29 protein-coding genes and 1 tRNA gene are annotated in these 23,461 nt (G+C 59.7%); 16 read left to right on the top strand and 14 right to left on the bottom strand.

Going from position 1 to position 23,461, the window contains the following annotated elements; all coding sequences use genetic code 11:
* Positions 1–31 precede the first annotated feature (31 nt).
* The 3 genes from GTQ41_RS07070 to GTQ41_RS07060 are packed head-to-tail and all read left to right on the top strand — an operon-like array spanning position 32 to position 3,033.
* On the top strand, positions 32–490 hold the full coding sequence (locus tag GTQ41_RS07070; protein WP_047292272.1) for a tripartite tricarboxylate transporter TctB family protein: 459 nt from the start codon (positions 32–34) through the stop codon (positions 488–490).
* Between the two features lies 1 nt (position 491).
* Positions 492–2,006, top strand: a complete 1,515-nt coding sequence (locus tag GTQ41_RS07065; RefSeq protein ID WP_047292269.1) for a tripartite tricarboxylate transporter permease — start codon at positions 492–494, stop codon at positions 2,004–2,006.
* Entirely contained in the window at positions 1,999–3,033 is a 1,035-nt protein-coding gene (locus GTQ41_RS07060; protein ID WP_047292267.1) for an AbrB family transcriptional regulator, read from the top strand. The genes GTQ41_RS07065 and GTQ41_RS07060 overlap by 8 nt, the downstream gene beginning before the upstream one ends.
* Before the next feature lie 126 nt (positions 3,034–3,159).
* On the opposite strand, the gene ung is transcribed toward GTQ41_RS07060, so the two are convergent.
* Positions 3,160–3,852, bottom strand: a complete 693-nt coding sequence (gene ung, locus GTQ41_RS07055) for a uracil-DNA glycosylase (protein ID WP_047292639.1) — start codon at positions 3,850–3,852, stop codon at positions 3,160–3,162.
* A gap of 132 nt (positions 3,853–3,984) precedes the next feature.
* Between ung and GTQ41_RS07050 the strand changes: the two genes are divergently transcribed.
* Positions 3,985–5,097, top strand: coding sequence for an enoyl-CoA hydratase/isomerase family protein (locus GTQ41_RS07050; protein WP_047292265.1), 1,113 nt, complete (start codon positions 3,985–3,987; stop codon positions 5,095–5,097).
* 66 nt (positions 5,098–5,163) lie between these two features.
* On the opposite strand, the gene GTQ41_RS07045 is transcribed toward GTQ41_RS07050, so the two are convergent.
* Positions 5,164–5,562: a hypothetical protein gene (locus GTQ41_RS07045; RefSeq protein WP_047292263.1), complete on the bottom strand. Its 399-nt coding sequence runs from the start codon at positions 5,560–5,562 to the stop codon at positions 5,164–5,166.
* A gap of 179 nt (positions 5,563–5,741) precedes the next feature.
* Positions 5,742–6,026, bottom strand: coding sequence for a hypothetical protein (locus GTQ41_RS07040; protein ID WP_047292256.1), 285 nt, complete (start codon positions 6,024–6,026; stop codon positions 5,742–5,744).
* Between the two features lie 372 nt (positions 6,027–6,398).
* On the opposite strand from GTQ41_RS07040, the gene GTQ41_RS07035 reads away from it, so the two are divergent.
* The 7 genes from GTQ41_RS07035 to GTQ41_RS07005 all read left to right on the top strand — a co-directional run bounded on the left by GTQ41_RS07035 (position 6,399) and on the right by GTQ41_RS07005 (position 10,555).
* Complete coding sequence (locus tag GTQ41_RS07035) at positions 6,399–6,629, top strand: cysteine-rich CWC family protein (protein WP_047292254.1); 231 nt, start codon at positions 6,399–6,401, stop codon at positions 6,627–6,629.
* Between the two features lie 33 nt (positions 6,630–6,662).
* Positions 6,663–7,355, top strand: a complete 693-nt coding sequence (locus GTQ41_RS07030) for a pseudouridine synthase (RefSeq protein ID WP_047292253.1) — start codon at positions 6,663–6,665, stop codon at positions 7,353–7,355.
* Positions 7,356–7,671: 316 nt separating this feature from the next.
* The gene (locus GTQ41_RS07025; protein WP_047292252.1) at positions 7,672–8,556 is read left to right on the top strand and encodes an alpha/beta fold hydrolase; all 885 of its coding nucleotides are present in this window, start codon (positions 7,672–7,674) and stop codon (positions 8,554–8,556) included.
* 159 nt (positions 8,557–8,715) lie between these two features.
* Positions 8,716–8,789: transfer RNA gene (locus GTQ41_RS07020), tRNA-Gly, on the top strand.
* 266 nt (positions 8,790–9,055) lie between these two features.
* Positions 9,056–9,235: a type II toxin-antitoxin system HicA family toxin gene (locus tag GTQ41_RS07015; protein ID WP_007963251.1), complete on the top strand. Its 180-nt coding sequence runs from the start codon at positions 9,056–9,058 to the stop codon at positions 9,233–9,235.
* Positions 9,236–9,271: 36 nt separating this feature from the next.
* On the top strand, positions 9,272–9,679 hold the full coding sequence (locus tag GTQ41_RS07010; protein ID WP_047292246.1) for a type II toxin-antitoxin system HicB family antitoxin: 408 nt from the start codon (positions 9,272–9,274) through the stop codon (positions 9,677–9,679).
* Between the two features lie 147 nt (positions 9,680–9,826).
* Positions 9,827–10,555, top strand: a complete 729-nt coding sequence (locus GTQ41_RS07005; protein ID WP_047292245.1) for a bifunctional 2-polyprenyl-6-hydroxyphenol methylase/3-demethylubiquinol 3-O-methyltransferase UbiG — start codon at positions 9,827–9,829, stop codon at positions 10,553–10,555.
* 123 nt (positions 10,556–10,678) lie between these two features.
* Here the strand turns inward: GTQ41_RS07005 and tam are convergent, their stop codons facing one another.
* A complete protein-coding gene (gene tam / locus GTQ41_RS07000) occupies positions 10,679–11,449 on the bottom strand; it encodes a trans-aconitate 2-methyltransferase (protein ID WP_047292235.1) in 771 nt (256 codons plus the stop codon).
* Positions 11,450–11,636: 187 nt separating this feature from the next.
* On the opposite strand from tam, the gene GTQ41_RS06995 reads away from it, so the two are divergent.
* The gene (locus GTQ41_RS06995) at positions 11,637–12,047 is read left to right on the top strand and encodes a low affinity iron permease family protein (RefSeq protein ID WP_027614440.1); all 411 of its coding nucleotides are present in this window, start codon (positions 11,637–11,639) and stop codon (positions 12,045–12,047) included.
* A gap of 99 nt (positions 12,048–12,146) precedes the next feature.
* Here the strand turns inward: GTQ41_RS06995 and GTQ41_RS06990 are convergent, their stop codons facing one another.
* The 8 genes from GTQ41_RS06990 to GTQ41_RS06955 all read right to left on the bottom strand — a co-directional run bounded on the left by GTQ41_RS06990 (position 12,147) and on the right by GTQ41_RS06955 (position 17,973).
* Positions 12,147–12,650: a DUF4142 domain-containing protein gene (locus GTQ41_RS06990; protein WP_047292232.1), complete on the bottom strand. Its 504-nt coding sequence runs from the start codon at positions 12,648–12,650 to the stop codon at positions 12,147–12,149.
* Positions 12,651–12,725: 75 nt separating this feature from the next.
* Positions 12,726–12,884 (bottom strand): KGG domain-containing protein, encoded by a 159-nt coding sequence (locus GTQ41_RS06985; protein ID WP_080963245.1) that lies wholly within the window; start codon positions 12,882–12,884, stop codon positions 12,726–12,728.
* Between the two features lie 118 nt (positions 12,885–13,002).
* Positions 13,003–14,352 carry a bifunctional diguanylate cyclase/phosphodiesterase gene (locus tag GTQ41_RS06980; RefSeq protein WP_047292230.1) on the bottom strand — a complete coding sequence of 450 codons (1,350 nt, stop codon included), beginning with the start codon at positions 14,350–14,352 and terminating at the stop codon, positions 13,003–13,005.
* Positions 14,353–14,429: 77 nt separating this feature from the next.
* Entirely contained in the window at positions 14,430–15,068 is a 639-nt protein-coding gene (locus GTQ41_RS06975; protein ID WP_047292229.1) for a LysE family translocator, read from the bottom strand.
* 60 nt (positions 15,069–15,128) lie between these two features.
* The gene (fos, locus tag GTQ41_RS06970; RefSeq protein WP_047292227.1) at positions 15,129–15,545 is read right to left on the bottom strand and encodes a fosfomycin resistance glutathione transferase; all 417 of its coding nucleotides are present in this window, start codon (positions 15,543–15,545) and stop codon (positions 15,129–15,131) included.
* A 5-nt stretch (positions 15,546–15,550) separates the two neighbouring features.
* Positions 15,551–16,267 (bottom strand): hypothetical protein, encoded by a 717-nt coding sequence (locus GTQ41_RS06965; protein WP_047292225.1) that lies wholly within the window; start codon positions 16,265–16,267, stop codon positions 15,551–15,553.
* A gap of 37 nt (positions 16,268–16,304) precedes the next feature.
* Positions 16,305–17,039 carry a hypothetical protein gene (locus tag GTQ41_RS06960; protein ID WP_052912709.1) on the bottom strand — a complete coding sequence of 245 codons (735 nt, stop codon included), beginning with the start codon at positions 17,037–17,039 and terminating at the stop codon, positions 16,305–16,307.
* 22 nt (positions 17,040–17,061) lie between these two features.
* The gene (locus GTQ41_RS06955) at positions 17,062–17,973 is read right to left on the bottom strand and encodes a LysR substrate-binding domain-containing protein (protein WP_179294934.1); all 912 of its coding nucleotides are present in this window, start codon (positions 17,971–17,973) and stop codon (positions 17,062–17,064) included.
* Positions 17,974–18,050: 77 nt separating this feature from the next.
* On the opposite strand from GTQ41_RS06955, the gene GTQ41_RS06950 reads away from it, so the two are divergent.
* Entirely contained in the window at positions 18,051–18,539 is a 489-nt protein-coding gene (locus tag GTQ41_RS06950) for a DMT family transporter (RefSeq protein WP_047292223.1), read from the top strand.
* A gap of 164 nt (positions 18,540–18,703) precedes the next feature.
* On the opposite strand, the gene yiaY is transcribed toward GTQ41_RS06950, so the two are convergent.
* Positions 18,704–19,852, bottom strand: coding sequence for an L-threonine dehydrogenase (gene yiaY, locus GTQ41_RS06945; RefSeq protein WP_217325473.1), 1,149 nt, complete (start codon positions 19,850–19,852; stop codon positions 18,704–18,706).
* Between the two features lie 153 nt (positions 19,853–20,005).
* Between yiaY and GTQ41_RS06940 the strand changes: the two genes are divergently transcribed.
* Positions 20,006–21,025: a DUF4917 family protein gene (locus GTQ41_RS06940; protein ID WP_047292218.1), complete on the top strand. Its 1,020-nt coding sequence runs from the start codon at positions 20,006–20,008 to the stop codon at positions 21,023–21,025.
* A gap of 97 nt (positions 21,026–21,122) precedes the next feature.
* Here GTQ41_RS06940 and GTQ41_RS06935 read toward each other — a convergent pair whose 3' ends face one another.
* Positions 21,123–21,665, bottom strand: coding sequence for a helix-turn-helix domain-containing protein (locus GTQ41_RS06935; RefSeq protein WP_027614428.1), 543 nt, complete (start codon positions 21,663–21,665; stop codon positions 21,123–21,125).
* A 106-nt stretch (positions 21,666–21,771) separates the two neighbouring features.
* Here GTQ41_RS06935 and GTQ41_RS06930 point away from each other — a divergent pair, with 106 nt between their 5' ends.
* Both GTQ41_RS06930 and GTQ41_RS06925 read left to right on the top strand, forming a co-directional pair.
* Positions 21,772–22,554, top strand: coding sequence for an aldolase (locus tag GTQ41_RS06930; protein WP_047292216.1), 783 nt, complete (start codon positions 21,772–21,774; stop codon positions 22,552–22,554).
* Positions 22,555–22,579: 25 nt separating this feature from the next.
* Positions 22,580–23,461: a dihydrodipicolinate synthase family protein gene (locus tag GTQ41_RS06925; protein ID WP_047292213.1), complete on the top strand. Its 882-nt coding sequence runs from the start codon at positions 22,580–22,582 to the stop codon at positions 23,459–23,461.

Here is a 23,461-nt window from a genome sequence, read left to right as displayed (position 1 = left end):
GCGCATCGAGGCCTCGGCACAGGAGTTTCCCATGCTCTTACAACGCATTTTCGCCTCGGTGCTATTGCTGGCCTGCGTCGGCCTGGCGCTGATGGCGTGGCCGTATCAAGCGGCTTTTTCTTATGAACCGGTCGGCCCGCGTGCCTTTCCCCTGCTGATGCTCGGCCTGATGGGCCTGGCGCTGCTGTACATGGTGTTCCGCCCGGCACCGATCAAACACAGCGCGGACGAACCGCCGCTGGATCGCGAAACCCTGATCAAGATCGGCATCTGCGTCGTCCTGCTGTTGGTGTTCGCCGGCACATTTGAATCGCTGGGTTTCATCATCGCCAGCGTCATCACCGGCTTCCCGATGGCACGCCTGTACGGCGGTCGCTGGTTGCCGAGCGTGGCGATCATCAGCCTGATGGCCATCGGTCTTTACCTGCTGTTCGACCGTTTGATGGACGTTCCGCTGCCCCTTGGCCTGCTCAGCGTTCTGGAGAACTGATATGGATACTCTTGGCTATTTGGGTCAGGGTTTTGGCGTTGCGCTGAGCCCCTACAACCTGGTGACCGCGCTGTGCGGCACACTGATCGGCACTGTTGTCGGCCTGTTGCCGGGCCTGGGTCCGATCAACGGTGTGGCACTGCTGATCCCGATCGCATTCGCCCTTGGCCTGCCGCCGGAGTCGGCGCTGATTCTGTTGGCGGCGGTGTATCTGGGCTGCGAATACGGCGGGCGGATCAGCTCGATCCTGCTGAACATTCCAGGCGAAGCCTCCACCGTGATGACCACCCTCGACGGTTACCCGATGGCCCGCAAAGGTCTGGCCGGTGTGGCGCTGTCGCTGTCGGCATGGAGTTCGTTCATCGGTGCATTCATTGCCACCTGCGGCATGGTGCTGTTCGCCCCGCTGCTGGCGAAATGGGCGATTGCTTTCGGCCCGGCGGAATACTTCGTACTGATGGTGTTCGCGATTGTCTGCCTTGGCGGCATGGCCGGTGATCGTCCGCTGAAGACGTTTATCGCGGCGCTGATCGGCCTGTTCCTGTCGACCGTCGGCATCGACGCCAACAGCGGCGTGTACCGTTTCACTGGCGACAACATTCACCTGACCGACGGCATTCAGTTCGTGGTGCTGGTGCTGGGCCTGTTTTCCATCAGCGAAATTCTCCTGCTGCTGGAAAAAACCCACCACGGCCAGGAAGCGGTGAAAGCCACCGGCCGGATGATGTTCAACTTCAAGGAGGCGGCTTCGGTATTCGTGGTCAACGTTCGCTGCGGCGTGCTGGGTTTCATCATGGGCGTGTTGCCGGGTGCCGGCGCGACCCTCGCCAGTGCCGTGGCCTACATGACCGAGAAACGCATCGCCGGCGCCAGCGGCAAGTTCGGTGAGGGTGATGCCCGTGGCCTCGCCGCGCCGGAAACCGCCATTGGCGGTGCCGCCTGCGGTGCGCTGGTGCCGATGCTGACCCTCGGCGTTCCCGGTTCGGGCACCACGGCGGTGATGATCGGCGCCCTGTCGCTGTACAACATCACTCCGGGGCCGCTGCTGTTCCAACAGCAACCGGACATCGTCTGGGGCCTGATCGCTTCGTTGTTCATCGCCAACGTCATGCTGGTGATCCTCAACATCCCGATGATCCGCATCTTCACCCGCATCCTCGCCGTGCCGAACTGGGCGTTGGTGCCCGTCATCGCCATCATTACCGGGATTGGCGTGTATGCGGTGCATGCCACCACGTTCGACCTGTTCCTGATGATCGGTATCGGCATCTTCGGCTACATCCTGCGCAAGCTGGACTTCCCGCTGTCGCCGCTGTTGCTGGGCTTCATCCTTGGCGAACTGATGGAGCAGAACCTGCGTCGCGCCCTGTCGATCTCCAACGGTGCGCTGGAAATCCTCTGGTCGAGCCCGATCACGCTCGGCGTCTGGGTACTGACTGGGATCATGCTGCTGATGCCGATCATCCGCATCTGGCGCAAACGTGCGGCAGCGCAACGCACCATCGCCGATGTCTGATCGTTCGTCCCTCAGAAGCTGGTGGGCTACCCCGCTGGTCGGTCTGCTTGGCGGTTTTATCGCCAGCCAGATCGGCTGGCCGCTACCGTGGATGGTCGGCTCGTTGCTGGCGATCATCCTGGTGCGCTGCCTGACCCCGTGGCAACTTACGGAAATCCCCGGCGGGCGCAAATGCGGGCAATGGATTGTCGGCATCGGCATCGGCCTGCACTTCACCCCGCTGGTGTTGGAGCAGGTGCTCAGTCACTTCGGTCTGATTTTCTTCGGTGCACTGGTTACCAGCCTCTCGGCGGTGGTCGGCGTGTGGCTGATGCGCCGCACCGGCGAAGATCGCGCCACGGCGTTTTTCTCGAGCATGCCCGGCGGCTCCGGGGAGATGGTCAATCTCGGCGCGCGCAACGGTGCGCTGCTCAGCCATGTCGCGGCCGGGCAGAGTCTGCGGGTGCTGGCGGTGGTGCTGTGCGTGCCGGCGGCGTTCAAATATCTGCTGGGCGACGGCACGCCGATTTCCCACGCCGGCAGCGTCGATTGGCGCTGGCTGGCGATTCTGTTTCCCACAGGCGCCCTGCTCGCCTGGCTCTGGCAGCGTTTGCGTCAGCCCAATCCGTGGCTGTTCGGCCCGTTGCTGGTCAGTGCCACGGTGAGCATTGCCTGGGATTTGCACATTGGCCTGCCGGACGGAGGCAGCCAGATCGGCCAGTGGCTGATCGGCAGCGGACTGGGCTGTCACTTCAATCGACAGTTCTTCCGGCGCGCGCCGTCATTCATGGGGCGGACGTTGATCGGCACGGCGTTGACCATGTTGATCGCCACCCTGGCGGCACTGGGCTTGAGTGCACTGACCCATCTGGATCTGCGTTCGCTGACGTTGGGCATGATGCCCGGCGGCATTGCCGAAATGAGTCTGACGGCGGAAACCCTGCAACTGTCGGTGCCGCTGGTGACGGCGATGCAAGTGATGCGACTGTTGTTTGTGCTGTTTCTGGCGGAGCCGTTGTTCAAGTATTGGAATCGTAATCCCGAGTGATACCGAGTCGACTTCATCGCTGGCGAGCCAGCTCCCACAGGATTGTGGTTGCCACAAATCGTGTGTACACCCCTGAAACCTTGTGGGAGCTGGCTTGCCAGCGATAGGGCCAGCCCGGTCAACCGATCAAACCGGCGGCAACCGCCACTCGATCGGCACTTCACCATTCTGCTCAAGAAACTTGTTGGTCCGGCTGAAATGCCCGCAGCCCAGGAAGCCACGATATGCCGACAACGGCGACGGGTGCACCGAGGTCAGCACCAGGTGCTTGGTCGCATCAATCAGCTTCTGTTTGCTCTGCGCATGCGCGCCCCACAGCATGAACACCAGATGCGGCTGGCGTTCGCTGACCACCTCAATGATCCGGTCGGTGAAGAACTGCCAGCCTTTATCCTTGTGCGCGTTGGCATTGGCGCGCTCGACGGTCATGGTGGTGTTGAGCATCAACACGCCCTGATCGGCCCAGCTCTGCAGGTAACCGTGATTGGGGATGTCGATGTTCAGGTCGCGTTTCAACTCCTTGTAGATGTTGACCAGCGATGGCGGCGCCGGCACGCCCGGTTGCACCGAGAAGCACAAGCCATGGGCCTGGCCCGGGCCGTGGTACGGGTCCTGGCCAAGGATCACCACTTTGACCTTATCCAGCGGCGTCGAATTCAGCGCGTTGAAAATCAGCGGCCCCGGCGGATAGATCTCCTTGCCGGCCGCCCGCTCCTGCTGCAGAAAATTGCGCAACTCTGCCATGTAAGGCTGGTCGAATTCAGCACGCAGTGCCTCCTTCCAGCTCGGTTCGAGTTTGATACGGTCGTCAGCAGTCATGGTCATACCCGGCAAAAACAATGGGGCGAACCCTAGGAAAGCCGACCACGCTTGTCAATTGATCTGACACAGATCCGGCACTTTCCCGCACAGCGATCATACTGATCGTTCAAATTCCCGATCGAGGTCACGATGAATCTGCACTTCGAAGAACTCACCGGCACTGACGGCGCCCGCCTCGGTATCGCCAGCCTGGATGCTGAAAAGTCGCTCAACGCGCTGTCCTTGCCGATGATCAACGCCCTGAGCGACAAGCTCAACGCCTGGGCCAAGGATCCACAAATCGTCTGCGTGCTGCTGCGCGGTAACGGCGCCAAGGCATTCTGCGCCGGCGGCGAAGTGCGCAGCCTGGTGGAAGCCTGCCGCGCCCATCCCGGCGAAGTCCCGCCACTGGCCGCGCAGTTTTTCGCCGCCGAATATCGCCTGGACTACAGCCTGCATACCTACCCCAAACCGCTGATCTGCTGGGGCCACGGTTACGTGCTCGGCGGCGGCATGGGCCTGTTGCAAGGTGCCAGCACGCGGATCGTCACGCCGAGCAGTCGCCTGGCGATGCCGGAGATCACCATCGGATTGTATCCGGACGTCGGCGCCAGTTGGTTTCTCTCCCGGTTGCCGGGCAAGCTCGGCTTGTTCCTCGGTTTGACCGGTGCGCACATGAACGGGCGTGATGCGATCGATCTGGATCTGGCCGACCGCTTTCTGCTTGAAGAGCAGCAACCGCAACTCATCGAAGGCCTGCTGCAACTCAACTGGCAGGAACAGACCGACATGCAACTCAACAGTCTGCTCAAGGCCCTGCAACAGGAAGCCGTCGAGCAGATGCCCGAAGCGCAGTGGTTGCCGCGCCGCGAGCAGATCGACGAACTGCTCGACGTCAGCAACGTCATCTGCGCCTGGAAAACCATCAGCCTGCAACGCGACAGCAACGACCCGCTGATCGCCCGCGCCGCGAAAACCCTGAGCGAAGGCTCGCCGCTGACCGCACATCTGGTCTGGGAACAGATCCTCCGCGCCCGCTACCTGTCACTGGCTGAAGTCTTTCAGATGGAATACACCCTGAGCCTCAATTGCTGCCGGCATCCGGAGTTCAGCGAAGGGGTGCGGGCGCGATTGATCGACAAGGATCAGAAACCGCACTGGCATTGGCCGGATATCAACAATGTGCCGGAGGCGGTGGTCGAGGCGCATTTTCACAAGGTCTGGGAAGGTCGGCATCCGTTGGCGGATTTGACGGTTTACTGACGGCCCGGCAAATCGCAGGCAGAAAAAAAGCGGCGCTCAATGCGCCGCTTTTTTGTTTGCGGTGAATTACCAGCGACCGCCTCGCCCGCCGTGGTCACCGCGGTTACCGTGATGATCACGGCCACCACGATCCCGATCCCAACCCCCACCGCGGTGGCCGTCCCAGCGCCCGCGATCGTTGTCGTGCCAGCGACGACTTTCGTAGTAGCGCGGCGCTGGTTGGTAGTAGCGCGGCGCCGAGTAGTAACGCGGAGCCGGTTGGTAGTAACGCGGGGCCGCCTGGTAGTAGCGAGGGGCCGAATAGTAGGTACTGCCACCGCTGTAATACCTGCCGCCAGTGTTGTAGTACGCGGGAGCGGGTGACGTGTAGACCTCCGAGCTGTAGTAACTGTCTGCGTAGGAGTAAGGAGCGCAACCGGCAACGGAAAACATCATCGCAGCAAGTAGAAGAATTCGTCGATACATGGCGGCCTCCTGGACCGCGGGTAGCCGCACCAGCGACGCTGGCAGGCATCAGTCGTTCATTCGGTGACTGACGCAATATCTGACAGCGTTTTCCGAATCTGGTGCGCTTTCGTAACAAGTTGAAACATGTGATTGATGAAATCCCGTTCATTTGGAAAACGCTTTCATTCAGCCACCGATCAGTGGTGCCCACCGTGATAGCCGCCGCCGTGGTAACCGCGTCCATAACCACCGCGATAGCCGTAGCCGCCGTAGTAATAATGAGCACCGCCGTAGTAATAATGAGCACCGCCGTAGTAACGCGGTCCGTAATATCCGCCGTAGTAATACGGCGAATAATAGCCGGGGTAGTAGTAAGTGGCGGGATAAGTGTCGTAAGGCCCGGCGTAGTAATAACAACCGGACAGACCCAGGCCGAGCACCGCTCCCAGCAGCACCCGGCGCAACAGTTTTGAAGTACTCATGACGGCCTCCTGAAAGACCAGCGGCCGCAGCAAGACAGCGCAGCCGACACAGTTTTGACTGTCAGGTCCGGGGCAAGTGCCGGGCGTGGAAAGGCTTCAGATCAGCGGCGTCAGTCACACTGCCCCCCTGTGGGAGCGAGCCTGCTCGCGAAGAAGGAGTGTCAGACGACATTTACGTTGGCTGACCCACCGCTTTCGCGAGCAGGCTCGCTCCCACAGTTAGCCTGCGTAATGTCCGGGAATACATCGGTGCCACCACCGTACATGCTCATGACACCTTGCATACCCTGCTGTCTCGGGCCGATCATGCGATGTAACGGGCCAAGCAAACCGGCCGTAACCGCACCTGCGTGGAAATGCCTCATCCGACTTATGCCTGATTCCGACACCAAACCCGACCTCTGCCCGGCCTGCGGCGCGCGCAACGACTGCACCCTGGCCGACCCGCGCACCGCCGACCGCGCCTGCTGGTGCTACGGCGTATCCATCGATCCGGCAGTCCTTGAAGCGCTGCCGCCGGAGCTGCGTGACAAGTCCTGCCTGTGCCCGCGTTGCGCCCAGGTCGAGGCGCAACTGCAAGCGGCCAAGCCGTCGATCCCGTAAGATGCGTGCCCCGCTACCTGCCGATTTCTGACCATGCGCGTCGACCGTTTCCTCAGTAACCTGCCCCGCTTCAACCGCAAGCAGGTTCGCCTGTTGCTGGTGGAAAAGCGCGTGCGCATTGACGGAAAAGTCGTCAGCGATCCCCACAGCGAAGTCCTGGAATTCAGCCGCGTCGAAGTCGACAACGAAGTGCTGCAAAGCGGTAAACCGGCGCGCTACTTCATGCTGCACAAACCGCCTGGCTGCGTCAGTGCGACCCGCGATCCGCAGCACCCGACCGTACTCGATCTGATCCATGAACCGGACAAGGACGACCTGCACATCGCCGGGCGCCTGGATTTCAACACCACCGGGCTGATGCTGATCACCAACGATGGCAGCTGGTCACGACGTCTGACCCAGCCACAGACCAAACTGCCAAAAGTCTATTACGTCGAAACCGAACAGGAGATCGGGCCGCAATACGCGGTCACGTTTGCCGAGGGCCTCTACTTCGCCTTCGAAAACCTGACCACCCAACCGGCGCAGCTGGAAGTGCTCGGCCCACGAGCTGCGCGGCTGAGCATCGTCGAAGGTCGCTACCATCAGGTAAAACGCATGTTCGGTCACTTCAACAACAAAGTGCTGCGCCTGCACCGCGAATCCATGGGCCCGCTGGCGCTGGATCACGCGCTAAAACCGGGCGAGTACCGCGCTTTGCGCACCGAAGAGATTCATTTGTTCTAAGCCGGCGACCGCTCAGCAGAAGTTGTCGAACAATTTACCAACGGCACTTGCGCGATCCCCATCCCACTGCTTGAATCAGGACGTCGGCCAAATTGTGACCGACGAGTCACAACATACATCCAAGAAACTTTTTGCCGGTCGTCAGCCCTCCGGGTTGCGCCTCAGCCGGCAGACTGCCCGCCAATAACAACACCCGTCGACCGCAGTCATGGATCGACATGGGCCAAGCAAATTCCAGGCGTATGCCTACCTGTCACAAAGCTCGTGCAATCTCTATTTGCGCGCATACCCGCTTGCTTGCCAGGAGTCTTATGACATGAGGCCAGAAATCGCTGTGCTGGATATACAGGGTCAGTATCGGGTTTACACGGAGTTCTATCGCGCAGACGCCGCAGAAAAGACCATCATCCTGGTCAACGGCTCGATGGCCACGACTGCGTCGTTTGCTCAAACCGTGAAAAATCTGCACCCGCAATTCAACGTGGTTTGCTATGACCAGCCCTACGCGGGCAGGTCGAAAATCCACAACCGTCACGAGAAACATCTGACCAAGGAAGTCGAAGGGGAGATCCTGCTGGAGCTGATCGATCATTTCGGTGCCGAACACGTGCTGTCGTTTTCCTGGGGCGGCGCCGCGACCATGGTCGCCCTCGCCCATCAGCCTCGGCGCATCGAAAAAGCCGTGATCAGCTCGTTCTCGCCAGTGATCAACGCACACATGCTTGATTACCTGGAGCGCGGTGTCGACTACCTCGGCCAGCGCGATGGTGATCGGGTCGGGCACCTGGTCAACAACACGATTGGCAAACACCTGCCGTCACTGTTCAAGCGCTTCAACTATCGCCACGTCAGCAGCCTGGCCGAGCACGAATACGGGCAGATGCACTTTCACATCAACGACGTGTTGCACAGTGATCGTCAGTGCTATCTGAACGCAGCGAAGAAAATCAACGTGCCGGTGCTGTTCCTCAACGGCGAATGGGATGAATACACCGCCGCCGAAGACGCCCGACTGTTCGGCAACCACGTGGCGCACAGCACCTTCACCACGCTGCAGGCTACTGGGCACTTCCTCGACATGGAGCACAAGGCTGCGTGCCGCGATAGCCAGAACGCCCTGCTTGGTTTCCTGAAACCGTCACAGCAAACGAGCCGAACGCGTTATGCGTTCGTTCAGGATCACCATGCACTGGCCATTTGAAAAAGTGTCGTCGCGAGCGGGTCTGTGGGGCTGAAAAACCAGTATCGATGGCCCTGCAGATTCGCCCGCGAATGACCGTTTTCAATGATGTAACGCGCTGCGAGGAAAAGAAAAACTTCAAATTCGCGCCCGACTCTGGTACAAAGTCAGCCGCTCTGAGCGGGTATAGTTTAGTGGCAAAACGAAAGCTTCCCAAGCTTTAGTTGAGGGTTCGATTCCCTCTACCCGCTCCACTCAATCAGGTCTTACGTCGTGGTTATGACGGGGGATGCAGGAACAGAAAAAACCGGCCTACAAGGCCGGTTTTTTTGTGTCCAGGATTTGTCCGCGTTGCCCCGTAAAGGCCTGCAACACACCCATCATTTCAACGCGAAGCCCCAGCCTAGACTGGACCTGGCCAGCGAGCCAATTAAATGACGATGACCGCTCGGTGGTTATAGTGTTGATCAAAAAAAATCAGTAGTTATAGTACCCACCAAGCACACCACAAGGAGGTGTTGTGAATAGCCGCTTTTTAATCGGTCAACTCGTCGCAGACGGTTGGTATCTGGTGCGGGTCAAGGGCAGTCATCATCACTTCAAACATCCCATCAAACCTGGTCTGGTGACGGTGCCGCATCCAAAGAAGGATCTGCTTAAAAAAACGGCCATCAGCATTTTGAAACAGGCGCTGCTTTGACTCACGCCACCGACAGCGTCCAGGAGGTCCACGAACATGCTTTACCCGATCGCAATTTCAATAGGTGATGAAGAACATGCCTGGGGAGTGGAAGTGCCGGATATTCCCGGCTGTTTTTCTGCCGGGGATGATCTGGATGATGCCGTCGCGATGGCTCGCGAAGCCATTGAGGGTCATTTCGAAATTCTGGCAGAGGACGGTGCGCCGATCCCGCCAGCCAGCAAGCTTGGCGTGCACGTAGCGAATCCGCAGTACGCCGGTTGTGCCTGGGCTGTGGTTGATATCGACGTTACCAAATACCTGGGCAAGGCGCAGAAACTCAACATCACACTGCCCGGCTATCTGCTCAACCGCATTGATGAATATGTGCTTCATCACCCGGAAGAAAAAAGTCGTTCGGGGTTTCTGGCCTCGGCAGCGTTGAAGGTCTTGCAGCAAGGTTGAATACAAATCCGGCCCTCCGCTAGCATTTCCCCATCACCCACCACCCTCCCCTGCGCGGCCATCGACGAATACGCGTTTTGACTTTCGAGGGACTCCATGGCGCGGCCCCTGTGCCGCTGATGACCGAACTCAAAAGAGTATTTCCCCATGACGCAAAATATTTACGACGATCCTGATTTTTTCCAGGGTTATAGCCAGATGAACCGCTCCATCGGCGGCCTCGATGCCGCACCGGAGTGGCCGGCGCTCAAGGCGTTGTTGCCATCAATGCACGATTTGCATGTGGTCGACCTCGGCTGCGGCTATGGCTGGTTCAGTCGTTGGGCCAGTGAGCACGGCGCCGCCCATGTACTGGGGCTGGATGTCTCGGAAAAGATGCTCGAGCGCGCGCGCGAAACCACTGCGGCGGCGAACATCCGCTATGAGCGCGCCGACCTTGAGCATCTCGACCTGCCGGTCTGCCGTTTCGATCTGGCCTACAGTTCGCTGGCACTGCACTACATCAAGGATCTGCCAGGGCTGTTCGCTCATCTGTACGCGGCGCTGAAACCGGGTTCGCATTTTGTGTTCTCCATCGAGCATCCGATCTTCATGGCGCCGCGCAATCCAGGCTGGCTGGTCGACAGCGATGGCCACAAGCGCTGGCCGCTGGACAGCTATCAGATGGAAGGCGAGCGGGTGACCCACTGGCTGGCCGAAGGGGTAATCAAGCAGCACCGCACGATGGGCACGCTGTTGAATGCGTTGATCGCGGCGGGCTTTGCCATTCGCCATGTCAACGAATGGGGACCAAGCGATGCAGAGGTGGCGGCGCAACCGGCGCTGGCGGAAGAACGGGAGCGGCCGATGATGATGTTGGTGGCGGTGCAGCGCTGATCTGAACAAACAATATGTGGCGAGGGGATTTATCCCCGATGGGTGCGCAGCACCCGCTTAAAGGGCCTGCTGCGCAGTCCATCGGGGATAAATCCCCTCACTACAGGCGGCTGAAGGCTGGCTTCAGCGAGTCGCGACGATAAACAACCGCGGAAACGGCAACAGTACCGAGCCATCCGGCAACGCCGGATAAGCCTTGGCCACCGCCGCCAGATACTGCTGCAGGTATTGCGCCCGCTCCTCTTCAGTCAGCGGGTTCAAGAACGGAATCAAACCACTGCCCTTGAACCACTCCACCACACCCGCCGCGCCGTCTGCGAGTTGATGGTGATAGGTGGTGCGCCACACATCTACCCGCGAACAGTGCGGACGCAACATCGAGAAGTAATCGCTGGCACTCGCCATGTCGGTGCGCTGCCCGGCGGCGCCAGCCAGTTTGGTGGCCCATGGGCCATTGGCGGCGACTTCGCGCATCAGTCGATGGGAAGGCTCGTTGAGGTTGTCCGGCATCTGGATCGCCAGACTGCCTCCGTCCGACAGCTTACCCGCCAACGCCGGCAGCAACGTCGCGTGATCCGGCACCCATTGCAGCACGGCATTGGCGAAGATCACATCGAACGGCCCTTGATCCGCCCAGCTATCGATTTCCGCGATTTCGAACTGCACGTCAGGCAAGCGCTTGCGCGCCGCGTCAATCATGTCCGGCGAGCTGTCCAGTCCCCGGACCTGCGCCTGCGCAAAACGCTGCACCAGCAGCTCGGTGGAGTTACCCGGGCCGCAACCGATGTCGACCACCGATCGCGCCTGAACCGTGGGAATCGCCGCCAACAGATCACGGGCCGGGCGGGTGCGTTCATCTTCAAAAGCGACGTATTGTCTGGCGGACCAACTCATTGCGTTCTCCTGTCGGGACATTCCAGCGGTTCGTCACCATACAGGCAGTGCTGCGGACAGTTCCAGGGAGGCCTATTGCCAAGAGTGTCTGGTTGCTCGCAATGATTGGCAGGTTTCAATTGTAAGTAGAATTTTCATCGCATCCCGGGTGTCTGAATTTCATGCACTCCCAATAAGGAACATCGCAATGAAATTCGCCAAAATCTCCCAGACCCTGGCCCTTTGGGCCGGCAGCCCGAAAACCTTCATGGGCGCGTTGATCCTGATTTTTCTGTGGGGGTTGAGTGGGCCGATTTTTGATTTCAATGACACCTGGCAACTGATCATCAACACCTCGACCACGATCATCACCTTTCTGATGGTGTTCCTGATCCAGAACACGCAGAACCGTGATACCGACATCCTGCATCTGAAGCTTGATGAGTTATTGCGGGTGAACAAGGAGGCGCAGAACGCGATGCTCGGGTTGGAATCGCTGGATCTCAAACAACTCGAGGCGCTGCGCAAGCATTACCGCAGCCTGGGGGAAAGCGAGGTGTTCGATCTTGAGGGTCTGGGGGAGAAGAGCAAGCCGAAGCAGGATTTGAATGACTGCTAAATACAGTTAAAAAAGCAAAAGATCGCAGCCTGCGGCAGCTCCTGCACCGTTCTATGCAGGAACTGCCGCAGGCTGCGATCTTTTGCTTTACAGGCGGTATCAGCGGCTGGCTTGCAGCGCCCGGGCCATTTGCAGATGGCTTTGCAGTTTTGGCAGTGTCTCGTCGGCAAAAGCCTTGATTTCCGGCACATCGGTCGACTGCGCTTCCTGCTGGATCTGCTGGATGGCCTCTTCGGTCGCTTTCACCTGACTGGCGGCGTAGGCCTGGTCAAAGGTTTCACCGTCCTTGACCTGCGGGATCATGCTCTTGGCCTTGTCGGCGATTTCTTCACGGGGTGCGACCGGCAAATCGAGTTTCTTGGCGATCTTCGCCAGATGCTGGTTGGCCGTGGTGCGGTCATTGATCACCACGATGGTGTAATCCTTGACCTCTTTGGATTCGGATTTCTGGTGCGCCAGGCGGCTGGCTTCAATGTCGGCCATGCCTTTGGCAGACGCATCGTTGATGAAGTCGGCAGGCGACTGGGCGAATGCCGTGCCAGCGAACAAACCCAACAGGGTGGCAACACTTAAGTGACGTATCTGCGTGGCCATCCGGCTCATGGTCGCGCCCTCCTATCTTTGCAAATTCAAGCGGGGGCTTGCGCCCCCGCCTCTCAATCAAAACAACCTCGCCGACTACTTCGACTTCTGAGCTGGCTTGCGGCCCATTTCGGCTTTCGCAGGCTCTTTGTCGACTGTCGTGGTGGTGGTTTTCCCACCTTTGCGACCGGCTTCAGAGGCCTTCGTTCGATCGTTGGCGAAGTTTCCCGAGTTGGAGTTTCTTGAATTAGGCATGATTCTCTTCCTCTTGGTGTAGATCGTTGGCGAGCAGGTGCCCGCCTAGATTGAGAATTGCCGGGCTGCCAAAGGTTTAGAAAAGTTGCCTGCGCCGCGACGAACGGCGCGCACCGGTTCAGATATCAACCAGCCGATGATTGAGGCGTTTGGCGGCGTACATCGCCTGATCGGCATGCCGGAACAGTTGCTGCTCCTCGCTGCCATGTTCGGGATAACGGGCCACGCCGATGCTTGGCTCGATATGCAGGTTGTGACCGTCCAGACGCATGGGTTGCACAAGCACCTGGCGGATTTTCTCGGCCACGCTGTCGGCGTCTTCAGCGGCTTGGATACTGTGCAGCAGTACCACGAATTCGTCGCCACCAATGCGCGCCACGGTATCGGTATCGCGCACGCAGCCCTTGAGCCGACTCGCCACGGTTTGCAACAGCATGTCGCCGACCGCGTGGCCAAAGGTGTCGTTGACCTGTTTGAAGCGATCCAGATCGACGTACAGCAGCGCCATGTTTCCCGACGCGTCCCGGGCGCCGGCCAGTGCAGCCTTGAGACGGTCTTTGAGTAATCCGCGATTGGGCAACTGGGTCAATTGATCGTACTGCGCCATGCGCTTGAGCCGCGCGTACAGTTGCTGGCGCTCGATGGCGGTGGCGACCTGGGCGCAGACGTATTGCAGCAGTTCCTTGTCCTGTTCGGTGTAACGTTCGCCGCCCGGCAGGCTTTTGACGATCAACGCACCGATGGTGCCGTTTTTCGAATTCAGCGGCACACCAAGCCAGCACGGTGAATCCTGCCCCGCCACCAGCGCCGCGAAATCGGATGAGGCGTCGGGGTTGTCGGGCGTCAGCAGAATCGGCTGACCGCTGCGGATGACTTGGGCACACAAACGCCCGGTGACGGTGCCCGGTTGCTCGGGCTGCGATTCGAGGTCATCAACGTGATAGGGAAAATTCAGCTGCGCACCGTGCTCGTCGTACAGCGCCACGGAAAAATTAAGCGCCGGCAGCCATTCACCGATGATCAAGTGAATGCGTTTGAACAGCGCCAGCAAGTCTTCGGCGACATGCGCCGCTTCGGAAATGGCATACAGCGCAGCCTGACGCGATTCCGCCTGCTTGCGCTCGGTGATGTCGCGGGCCACGGCGATGCGCAGCTGATCGACCTCCGACCAGCGCGCCGACCACAGTATGTTCGCGATGCGCCCATCTTTGCGCACGTAGCGGTTTTCAAAGTTGTGTTTCGGTTCACCGCCCATGATGTCACTGGCCGCTGTCAGGGTGCGCTGGCGGTCGGCCGGATGCACCAGTTCGATCATCGGCCGGCCGATCAACTCGTCAGGCGTATAACCGAAAATGCGCTCGCAGGCGGCACTGACAAAAACGAAACGGCCCTGCCTGTCTACCGCACAGACGGCATCCAGCAACAGGTCCATATAACTCGCCAACGGCGCGGAGTTTCGGCTTTCCATGGTTCAGCGTGGGTGTCCGGACAATGCAGCACTGTTCAACCATCCTTGCCCTTGATCAAGCATCCCTGCACACAATTTCAAGCCTTGTTCGGCAGCAATCCCGGTAGTGCGTGCATCAGTGCGTTTATGGCAAAACCGATAAACATCACGCCACATAAACGCGTGATCATCAGCTCGTGGCGCTGATACAGCGTGCGTACGCGACGGGCGCCAACCACGCCGATCAGAATAGCGTAGGCCAGCAAACCGCCAAGGAAGCTCAGGGCGATCAGCGCCGGCAGCATCGACCAGTTGAGCAGTTCGGCACGACTCGACAGCAACGCGGTAAACGTTGCCACCGCCACCGGGTAGGCCTTGGGATTGGTCAAACCAAACAGGATTCCGTGCCAGAACGGCTGACGCGCAGCGCCCTGCGGCTGATCATCGCTGCGCCGCTGGGCGCGCACTGCGCGCCAGCCAAGCCAGAACAGGTACAAGCCGCTGAGTACGCCGAGCACGTCAAAGGCCGTGCTGCCGATTTCCCGGGCACCGACGATGGCGATCAGCGCGGTACTGCACCAGACCACATCTCCAAGCAAATGCCCGCAAAGAAACCCCGCCCCGGCCCGACGCCCGTGTGCCGCGCCGATGCCGAACACCGCCAGAACGCCCGGCCCGGGTGTGATGCCGTAAATGAAACCAGAAGCCAGAACGGCCATTAGCAGCGATGGAGTCATGAAAAACCTGCTGTCGCCAGTGCAAATGATGGCCAGTCTATATCAGCCTGCGACGCCTGATCATGACTCGTCGTAAAAACGCATCCCCGAGTACGGTTTCAAGCGACAGGCTGCCAGTCGCGAGGCCAGATCGCCGACGTGCGCTTCGAGCTTGTGGCCATCAGGATCAAGGAAGTAGAACGAAGCACCTTCGCTGCGGTTGTCACGCCACTCCCGCACGTTCGCCGCTTTTAGCGTTTGCACGAACAACGCAAAATTCGCCTCAGCCAGGCTGAACGCGTAATGCGTGTAGTCGACGGACGGCTCGCCGCGGCGCTGCGCATCCAGCGACAGGCACAGCCACAGCCCGGGCAGCGACAGATAGGCCCCGGCGTCCCACGTGGCTTCTACACGCAGATTCAGCACGTCACGGTAGAACGCCAGACTGCGTGGCAAGTCGCTGACGGCAAGGGTCAGGTGATTGAGGCTGGTGAGCATCGGGATCAGTAACCTCTGAGGTCTTCGGGGACGGCGTACTGCTGGCCATCGTACGTCAGGGTGACCTGCTTTTTCTTCAACTCGGTGGTTTTCGATACGCACTGATTGCCAGATTGGGTGTTTTTCATTTTGCTGCCACTGGTGGTGACGATCAGATCGGCAAAACCATGGTGCATCGCAGGCCCGATCTCGACGGTGCGGCGGATTTTTCGGTTATAGCCCTCACACTTGCTGGTGAATTCACCGTGGTGCTTGTACACCACCAGCCCTTCGAGCACCGGACGCAGTTCGTCGCCCTCGCGCACATACAGCGCCAGATCGGTTTTTTCGTAGGGGATGGCGTGGGAACTGTGCGCGAATTTCGCCCGCAGCCCAAAAGCCCGGACGTCCGGGGTCAACCGGTAGCGCGCCGTATCGATGCGTACATCCTCCAGACGCACGGCATCGGAGTTGTACGCGCCCGGTTTATGGTAAGTGGCGATGGGTTTGGCGTTGCTCGCATTGAGGAGCGCCAGCTCCAGATCGAACGCCCCGGCATCGTCGCCACCGGAGTCGGCGAGGTAGGTGGACTTGACGGAAATCGCCTGACTCGGAAATGCCGGCCAGACGTTGCAACGCGACATGGATTTGCCGTCGAAACTCTGGGTGGTGCAGGCGGCGTGGGCATGGGTGGTGATGGCCAGCAAACCGAGGGCGAGCAGGAGTCTGGTGGGGTTGAGCATGGTTCTTCCTTGATAGCTGTTGTGTATGGCTGGCGGGTTACAGGCCTTGGAAACCGTTTGGCAAAACGTAGGATTTTCCGTCGTAGTGCAATGTTGTCAAAACGGGTTGGTTGTCAGTGGTTTCAGTTTTACATGCGTCTCCCGTCCCCACACTTGTTGTGTCTTTCTCCAAGGTTTTGACAATCAGATCTGCATAGCCGTGAGAGCTCGTTTTAGCGATTTCTACTGTTCTTGAAATCTCATATCGCTCGCCTTCGCAGTCACCATCCCACTCGCCGCCATACCGATAAACCACTAATTTATCCAATACCGGGCGCAATTTTTCGCCCTCTTTCACGTAGAGCGAAAGCAGGTTTTCTTCCATCGGATTGATCCGGGATCCGTTAGTGGATAACGCACGTACGCCAAAGGCACGAAGATCGGTAGTCAGTGTGTAGCGAGCCGTATCGAGCGTTATTTCTCGCAAACTGACGCCATCCAATACGAATGCAGCCGCTTTGTAGTACGTCGCAATGGGCTTCGATTGAGCAGTGTCCAGAACGGACAAGTCGAAATCGTAGGTACTCAGCGCCTCAGGGTCATCAGATGGGGATCCGCGCTTAAACTGTGCAGTGGCGTTGATGGTTAATCCTGGATATGCAGGCCACTCCTTGCAGACAGAAAGATCCAGATCTCCTGCCATCGGTGTTGGCACGCAATCAGCCAACACCTGCCCCGCCATCAACCACCCACTCAGGGCCACCCAGCCGATCCATCCAGACTTCACTGTCACATCCCACTCCTTGATAACGTGTTCAGCCGCGCACTATCCCCTCCTCAATCCGGCGATTCAACCAGTTCAACGCCTGATCCCCACCCCGGCGCTTATGCCACGCCAGCACAAAGGTGAACGGTGCAATCTCGAACGGTGGTGGCAGCACAATCAATTGCTGTTGATCAATGTCGCGCACGCTGCGCGACGACACGGTGAGAATCAGATCCGTACCTTTGATCAACTGTGGCGCGACGTTCCAGTGCGGCAGGCTGATGGCGACGCGGCGGCGTTCGCGCAATGCGGTCAGGGCCCGTTCGATTTCCGGGGTGCCGCTGCCGCGCATTTCCAGCAACACGTGCGGGCGCGACAGGTAGGTCGGCAAATCCAGTACGCCGTCGGCCGGCAAGCTGCGGCGATCCAGCAGGCAGACGTAGCGTTCTTCGAACAGCACGCTGCTGCGCAATTCGTTGGGCATTTCCGGGAACACCCCGGCGGCCAAATCGATGTCGCCGTTGAGCACACCGTCGAGCATGCCTTCGCGGCTGGCGTGGCTGATCTGCAGATCGATGTCCGGTGCCTCGCGGCGCAAGGTGCGGATCAGTCCAGGCAGGATGATGGCCGCGCCGTAGTCGGACATCGCCACGCGAAAGGTCCGCCGCGCAGAGGCCGGAACGAACGTGTTCGGCGCCAGCAGCGATTGCACCTGGGCCAACGCTTCGGCGAGCGGCGCGACCAGTTCCAGCGCCCGCGCCGTGGGCACCAGCGTCGAACCGGCGCGCACCAGCAGCGGATCGCCCAGCACGTCGCGCAGACGCGCCAGCGCATGGCTGACCGCCGGTTGACTCAGGTGTAGCCGCTCGGCGGCGCGGGTGACGTGTTGCTCGCTGAGCAAGGCATCGAGAATCACCAGCAGGTTGAGATCGATACGGCGCAGATCATTCATCTTGTGCATGTTCTGGATGACAAAACGGAATTTAAATCTGCTCGACGAATACTCTAGAGTCCAGCAAAACCTGTTGGAGTGTGATCATGAGTGCGTTGCAGTGGGCCGGCCTGTTGCTGCTGGCCGCGTTAGCCGGGGCGGTGGTGCCGTTTCAAAGTGCGATCAACAGCAATCTGGCGCGGAACCTCGGCCATCCGCTGTGGGCAACCCTGGCCTCGTTGCTGGTCAGTGTGTTGGTGTTGTTGCCGGTGATTCTGGCGTTGCGCCTGCCGCTGCCGTCGCCGGGGTTTATCAGCAAGGCACCGTTGTGGATGTGGGCTGGCGGTATGTTCGGTGTGTGTTTCGTGGCGCTGGCAGTGATGTTGCTGCCGAAACTCGGCGCGTCGGGGTTTGTGGCGCTGGCGTTGGCCGGGCAAGTGATTGCGTCGATGCTGCTCGATCACTTCGGGTTGTTCGGGCTGGTGGAAAAACAGCTGACGGTGTCGCGGGTGTTGGGCGCGTTGTTGCTGATTGGCGGGGTGGTGTTGATTCAGTTTGGTGGGGTATTTGAGCGCAATGGGTTGCCTGTTGGCTGACGTTCTGAATCATGGTTCCCCAGTGCCTGGAATTCAGTTTTCGCGAGCAGGCTCGCTCCCACAGAGATCGCATTTCTTCAACTCAAAGGCGTTCAAAAATGTGGGAGCGAGCCTGCTCGCGAAGGGACCGGAGAGCTCGGCTAAAAATATCAGAACGACGCCTATCAAAACGCGTTGCGGAAAATCTCCTCGATCTGCCGCTGATCCGCCGCCCGTGGGTTGGTGAAGCCGCAGGCATCTTTCAGCGCGTTGGTGGCGAGCACCGGAATGTCGGTGCACTTGGCGCCCAGATCACGCAGACCACCAGGAATTTCGACGTCTCTGGCCAGGCAACGGATCGCATCAATCGCGGCTTTTGCACCCTCCTCCGCACTGAAACCACGGATGTCCGCGCCCATGGCGTGGGCGACGTCGGTCAGGCGTTCGGCACAGACCAGTGCGTTGAAGGTCTGCACATGCGGCAACAACACCGCGTTACAAACGCCGTGAGGCAGATCGTAGAAACCGCCCAACTGATGCGCCATCGCGTGCACATAACCGAGGGACGCATTGTTGAATGCCATGCCGGCGAGGAACTGCGCGTAAGCCATGTTCTCCCGCGCCGCGAGGTCGCTGCCGTCCCGCACGGCCAGGCGCAGGTTGTTGCTGATCAGGGTCATGGCCTTCAGCGCGCAGGCATCGGTGATCGGGTTGGCCGCCGTCGAAACGTAAGCTTCGATGGCGTGGGTCAGCGCGTCCATGCCGGTGGCGGCAGTCAGGCTTTTCGGCATGGCGACCATCAGCGCCGGGTCATTGACTGACAGCAGCGGCGTCACGTTGCGGTCGACAATGGCCATTTTCACGTGACGCGATTCGTCGGTGATGATGCAGAAACGGGTCATCTCGCTGGCGGTGCCGGCGGTGGTGTTGATGGCGATCAGCGGCAACTGCGGCTTGCTCGATTGATCAACGCCTTCGTAGTCGCGGATCTGCCCGCCGTTGGTCGCACACAGGGCGATGCCCTTGGTGCAGTCATGGGGCGAGCCGCCGCCCAGCGACACCACGAAATCGCAGCGGCTGTCCTTGAGCAGCGCCAGCCCGGATTCTACGTTGGCGATGCTCGGGTTCGGTCTGGCGCCATCGAAGATCACCGAGTCGATGTCCTGCATCGCCAGCTTCTCGGCGACCATGGTCGCCACGCCAGCCTTGGCCAGCCCCGCGTCGGTGACGATCAGCGCCTTGCGAAACCCATAGTTGCGGATCGCAACCATGGCCTCGTCGAGGCATCCATTGCCCATGATGTTTACGGCCGGAATGAAAAAGGTGCTGCTCATGCGCGTCTCCTGACTGGGGCCGAATCGACTGCTCCGATCCGGCGGATGTGCACAGGATCGACTGATCGGTCACGGCCGATGTTGATCTGGCTCAACGCCCGCTCGTGATAAAGTCGCCGTCCATCCGCCCTTTGTTTTGAGACTGCCCACGCAATGACCGATTTTCTGGATGTCGACGCCACCCTCGAAGACTGGAGCGCCCTGCGTGCCACCACTGACTTCAGCGGTCTGCTGGTGGGCAACGGCGCCAGCCGCGCGGTGTGGGACGACTTTGGCTACGACTCGCTGTTCGAAAACGCGCGCACGGTGGAAGAGAAACCGCTGAGCCCGTCGGAGCTGAGCGTGTTCGATGCGATGCAGACGCGCAGCTTCGAGCAGGTGCTCGGTGCACTGAAAACCACCAGTCGGGTCAACAAAGCGCTGGCCGTCAGCTCGGCGGCACCGCGCAATCGCTATTACGCGATCAAGGAAGCACTGATCAATACCGTGCACGCCGTACACATTCCGTGGCGGCTGGTGCAGGCCTCGACCCTGGCCACGCTCAACCAAGAGCTGGCGCGTTATCACACGGTGTTCACCACCAATTACGATCTGCTCAACTACTGGGCGATCCAGCACCGCAGCGAGGTCATCGACGACCTGTTCAACGGCCCCGACGCCAGTTTTGATCTGAGCGACAGCACCAGCGCCAAACCGCGTCTGCTGTACCTGCACGGCGGTCTGCACCTGGTGCGCAATCAGGACGGCACCGCGCGCAAACTGACCTCGACCGAGGGCACCCTGCTCGGCAGTTTTGCGATCAACAACACGATCAAGACGCTGGACGACGTGCCGCTGTTCGTCACCGAAGGGCCGAGCGCGGACAAGCTCAAGACCATCCGCAGTTCGGATTATCTGTCGTTCTGTTATGAACAGTTATTGGGGCACGCGGATAACCTGTGCATCTTCGGTCATGCCTTGGGCGAGCAGGATGCGCACATCGTGCGGGCGCTGCGCCTGGCGAAACCGGCGAGCGTGGCGATCTCGATCTATCCGCGCAGTGCGGCGTTCATTCAGCATCAGAAGCGCCATTACGCGAAGGTGTTCGAAGGGACCAGCGTTGCGTTGCGGTTCTTTGATGCGAAGACGCATGCGTTGGGCAATCCGAAGCTTTCAGTGCCGGTCGAGGTTTGATGTAACCGGACTGACGCCTTCGCGAGCAAGCTCGCTCCCACATTGGAACGCGAACTACTGTGGGAGCGAGCTTGCTCGCGAAGCTTTTGGGGGCACCTCATTCTTCGCTGCTGTGCACCACCACCAGCAACTGCGCCTGCACCTCGCCCACCGATCTGATCCGGTGCGGCTTCTGCGCGTTGAAATGCAGCGCATCGCCGCGTTCCAGCAGCACCCGTTCGTTCATGAAATCCACTTCCACCTGCCCTTCGTGGACGAATAGAAATTCTTCGCCCAAGTGCTCCTTGAAGGTCTTGTCGGTGAATTCGCGCGGCGGGTAGATGATGAACGGCAGCAGGTTGCGTTCACTGACCTGATGCGCCAGCACCGCATACCCCGGGCTCTGATCGTTGGCCGCCAGTGACTGGCGTTCGTGGCTGCGCACCAGGCTGTAGCTGTCGAGGCTGACGTTGTCTTCGGAGAACAGTTCCTCGACCTTAACGTTCAGCGCCTTCGCCAATTTCAGCGCGGCCGCAATCGACGGAGTGTTCAACCCGCGTTCGACTTTCGACAGATAACTCTTGGTCATGCCGGATTTTTCGGCCAGTGCCTCAAGCGTTACCCCAAGTTTTTTTCTCAATAATTTCAAACGGATAGACATGCGCAGCGGTTATTCCATCAAGGAAGCGACGATTCATGCTTGCTTATGACACTTTGTGTCATATAGGCTCTTTCGTGTCATTTGCAATCACCCAAAGGACACAGACATGGCCAAGACATTAGCACTACCCAAAGAGCAACTGGTCAAGCAAGCGCTGACCCAAATGCAAAAAAGCCTGGCGGATAATACGTGGACTGACCGGCAAAAGCTGGCGCTGACCTGCCGGATCCTGTTCGAGAGCGGTCACGACTCCGGTCTGGCCGGACAAATCACCGCTCGCGGTCCGCAACCGGGAACCTATTACACTCAGCAACTGGGCCTGGGTTTCGATGAAATCACCGCGAGCAATCTGCTGCTGGTCAACGAAGACCTGGAGGTGCTCGAAGGTCACGGCATGGCCAACCCGGCCAACCGTTTCCACAGCTGGGTCTACCGCGCCCGGCCGGACGTGAACTGCATCATCCACACCCACCCGACGCACATTGCCGCGTTGTCGATGCTCGAAGTGCCGTTGGAAATCTCCCACATGGACCTGTGCCCGCTGTACGACGACTGCGCGTTTCTCGAAGGCTGGCCGGGGGTGCCGGTGGGTAACGAAGAAGGCGAACTGATCGCCGGTGCGCTGGGCGACAAGCGCGCCATTCTGCTATCGCACCACGGCCAGCTGTCGACCGGCAGCACGATCGAAGAGGCCTGTGTCATCGCCCAGCTGATCGAGCGCGCCGCCAGACTTCAACTGCTGGCAATGGCCGCCGGTACGATCAAACCGATCATTCCGGCGCTGGGGCGCGAAGCCCACGACTGGGTGTCGAAACCCAAGCGCCACGCCGCCGCTTTCAATTACTACGCTCGGCAGAACCTGCGCCAACACGCCGATTGCCTGAACTGACTTCAGCTCTTCAAGGAGACACCGCATGTCCAACATTCACGGCATCATCGGTTACACCATCACCCCGTTCAGCGCCAACGGCGAAGGCCTCGATCTGCCGGCCCTCGGCCAATCCATCGATCGCCTGATCGACAGCGGCGTCCACGCCATCGCCCCGCTGGGCAGCACCGGCGAAGGCGCCTATCTGAGCGACGCCGAATGGGATCAAGTCGCCGAGTTCAGCATCCAGCACGTCGCCAAACGGGTGCCGACCATCGTCAGCGTGTCCGACCTGACCACCGCCAAAGCCGTGCGCCGCGCGCGCTTCGCCGAAGCCCACGGCGCCGATGTGGTAATGGTGTTGCCCGCCTCCTACTGGAAGCTCACAGAAGCGGAAATCCTCGCCCATTACCGCGCCATCGGCGACAGCATCGGCGTGCCGATCATGCTCTACAACAACCCGGCCACCAGCGGCACCGACATGTCGGTCGAGCTGATTCTGCGCATCGTCAATGGCGTGGAAAACGTGACCATGGTCAAGGAGAGCACTGGCGACATTCAGCGCATGCACAAGCTGCAATTGCTCGGTGAAGGCCAGGTGCCGTTCTACAACGGCTGCAACCCATTGGCGCTGGAGGCGTTTGCCGCCGGGGCCAAAGGCTGGTGCACCGCCGCGCCGAACCTGATCCCGCAGTTGAACCTGGATCTGTATGCGGCTGCGCTGGCCGGTGATCTGGAACACGCACGCAAGCTGTTCTATCGCCAGTTGCCGCTGCTGGATTTCATCCTCCAGGGCGGTTTGCCGGCGACGATCAAGGCTGGATTGCGCGAGACGGGGCTGGAAGTCGGTGATCCGCGGTTGCCGGTGTTTCCGTTGAGCGAAGCTGGGCAAGCTCAGCTAAAAGCAATCCTCAAGACCCTGCGTTGA

The sequence above is a fragment of the Pseudomonas sp. AN-B15 genome (assembly GCF_019056475.1).
Lineage (GTDB): Bacteria > Pseudomonadota > Gammaproteobacteria > Pseudomonadales > Pseudomonadaceae > Aquipseudomonas > Aquipseudomonas parakoreensis.
This window is presented reverse-complemented; position numbering and strand designations above follow the sequence as displayed.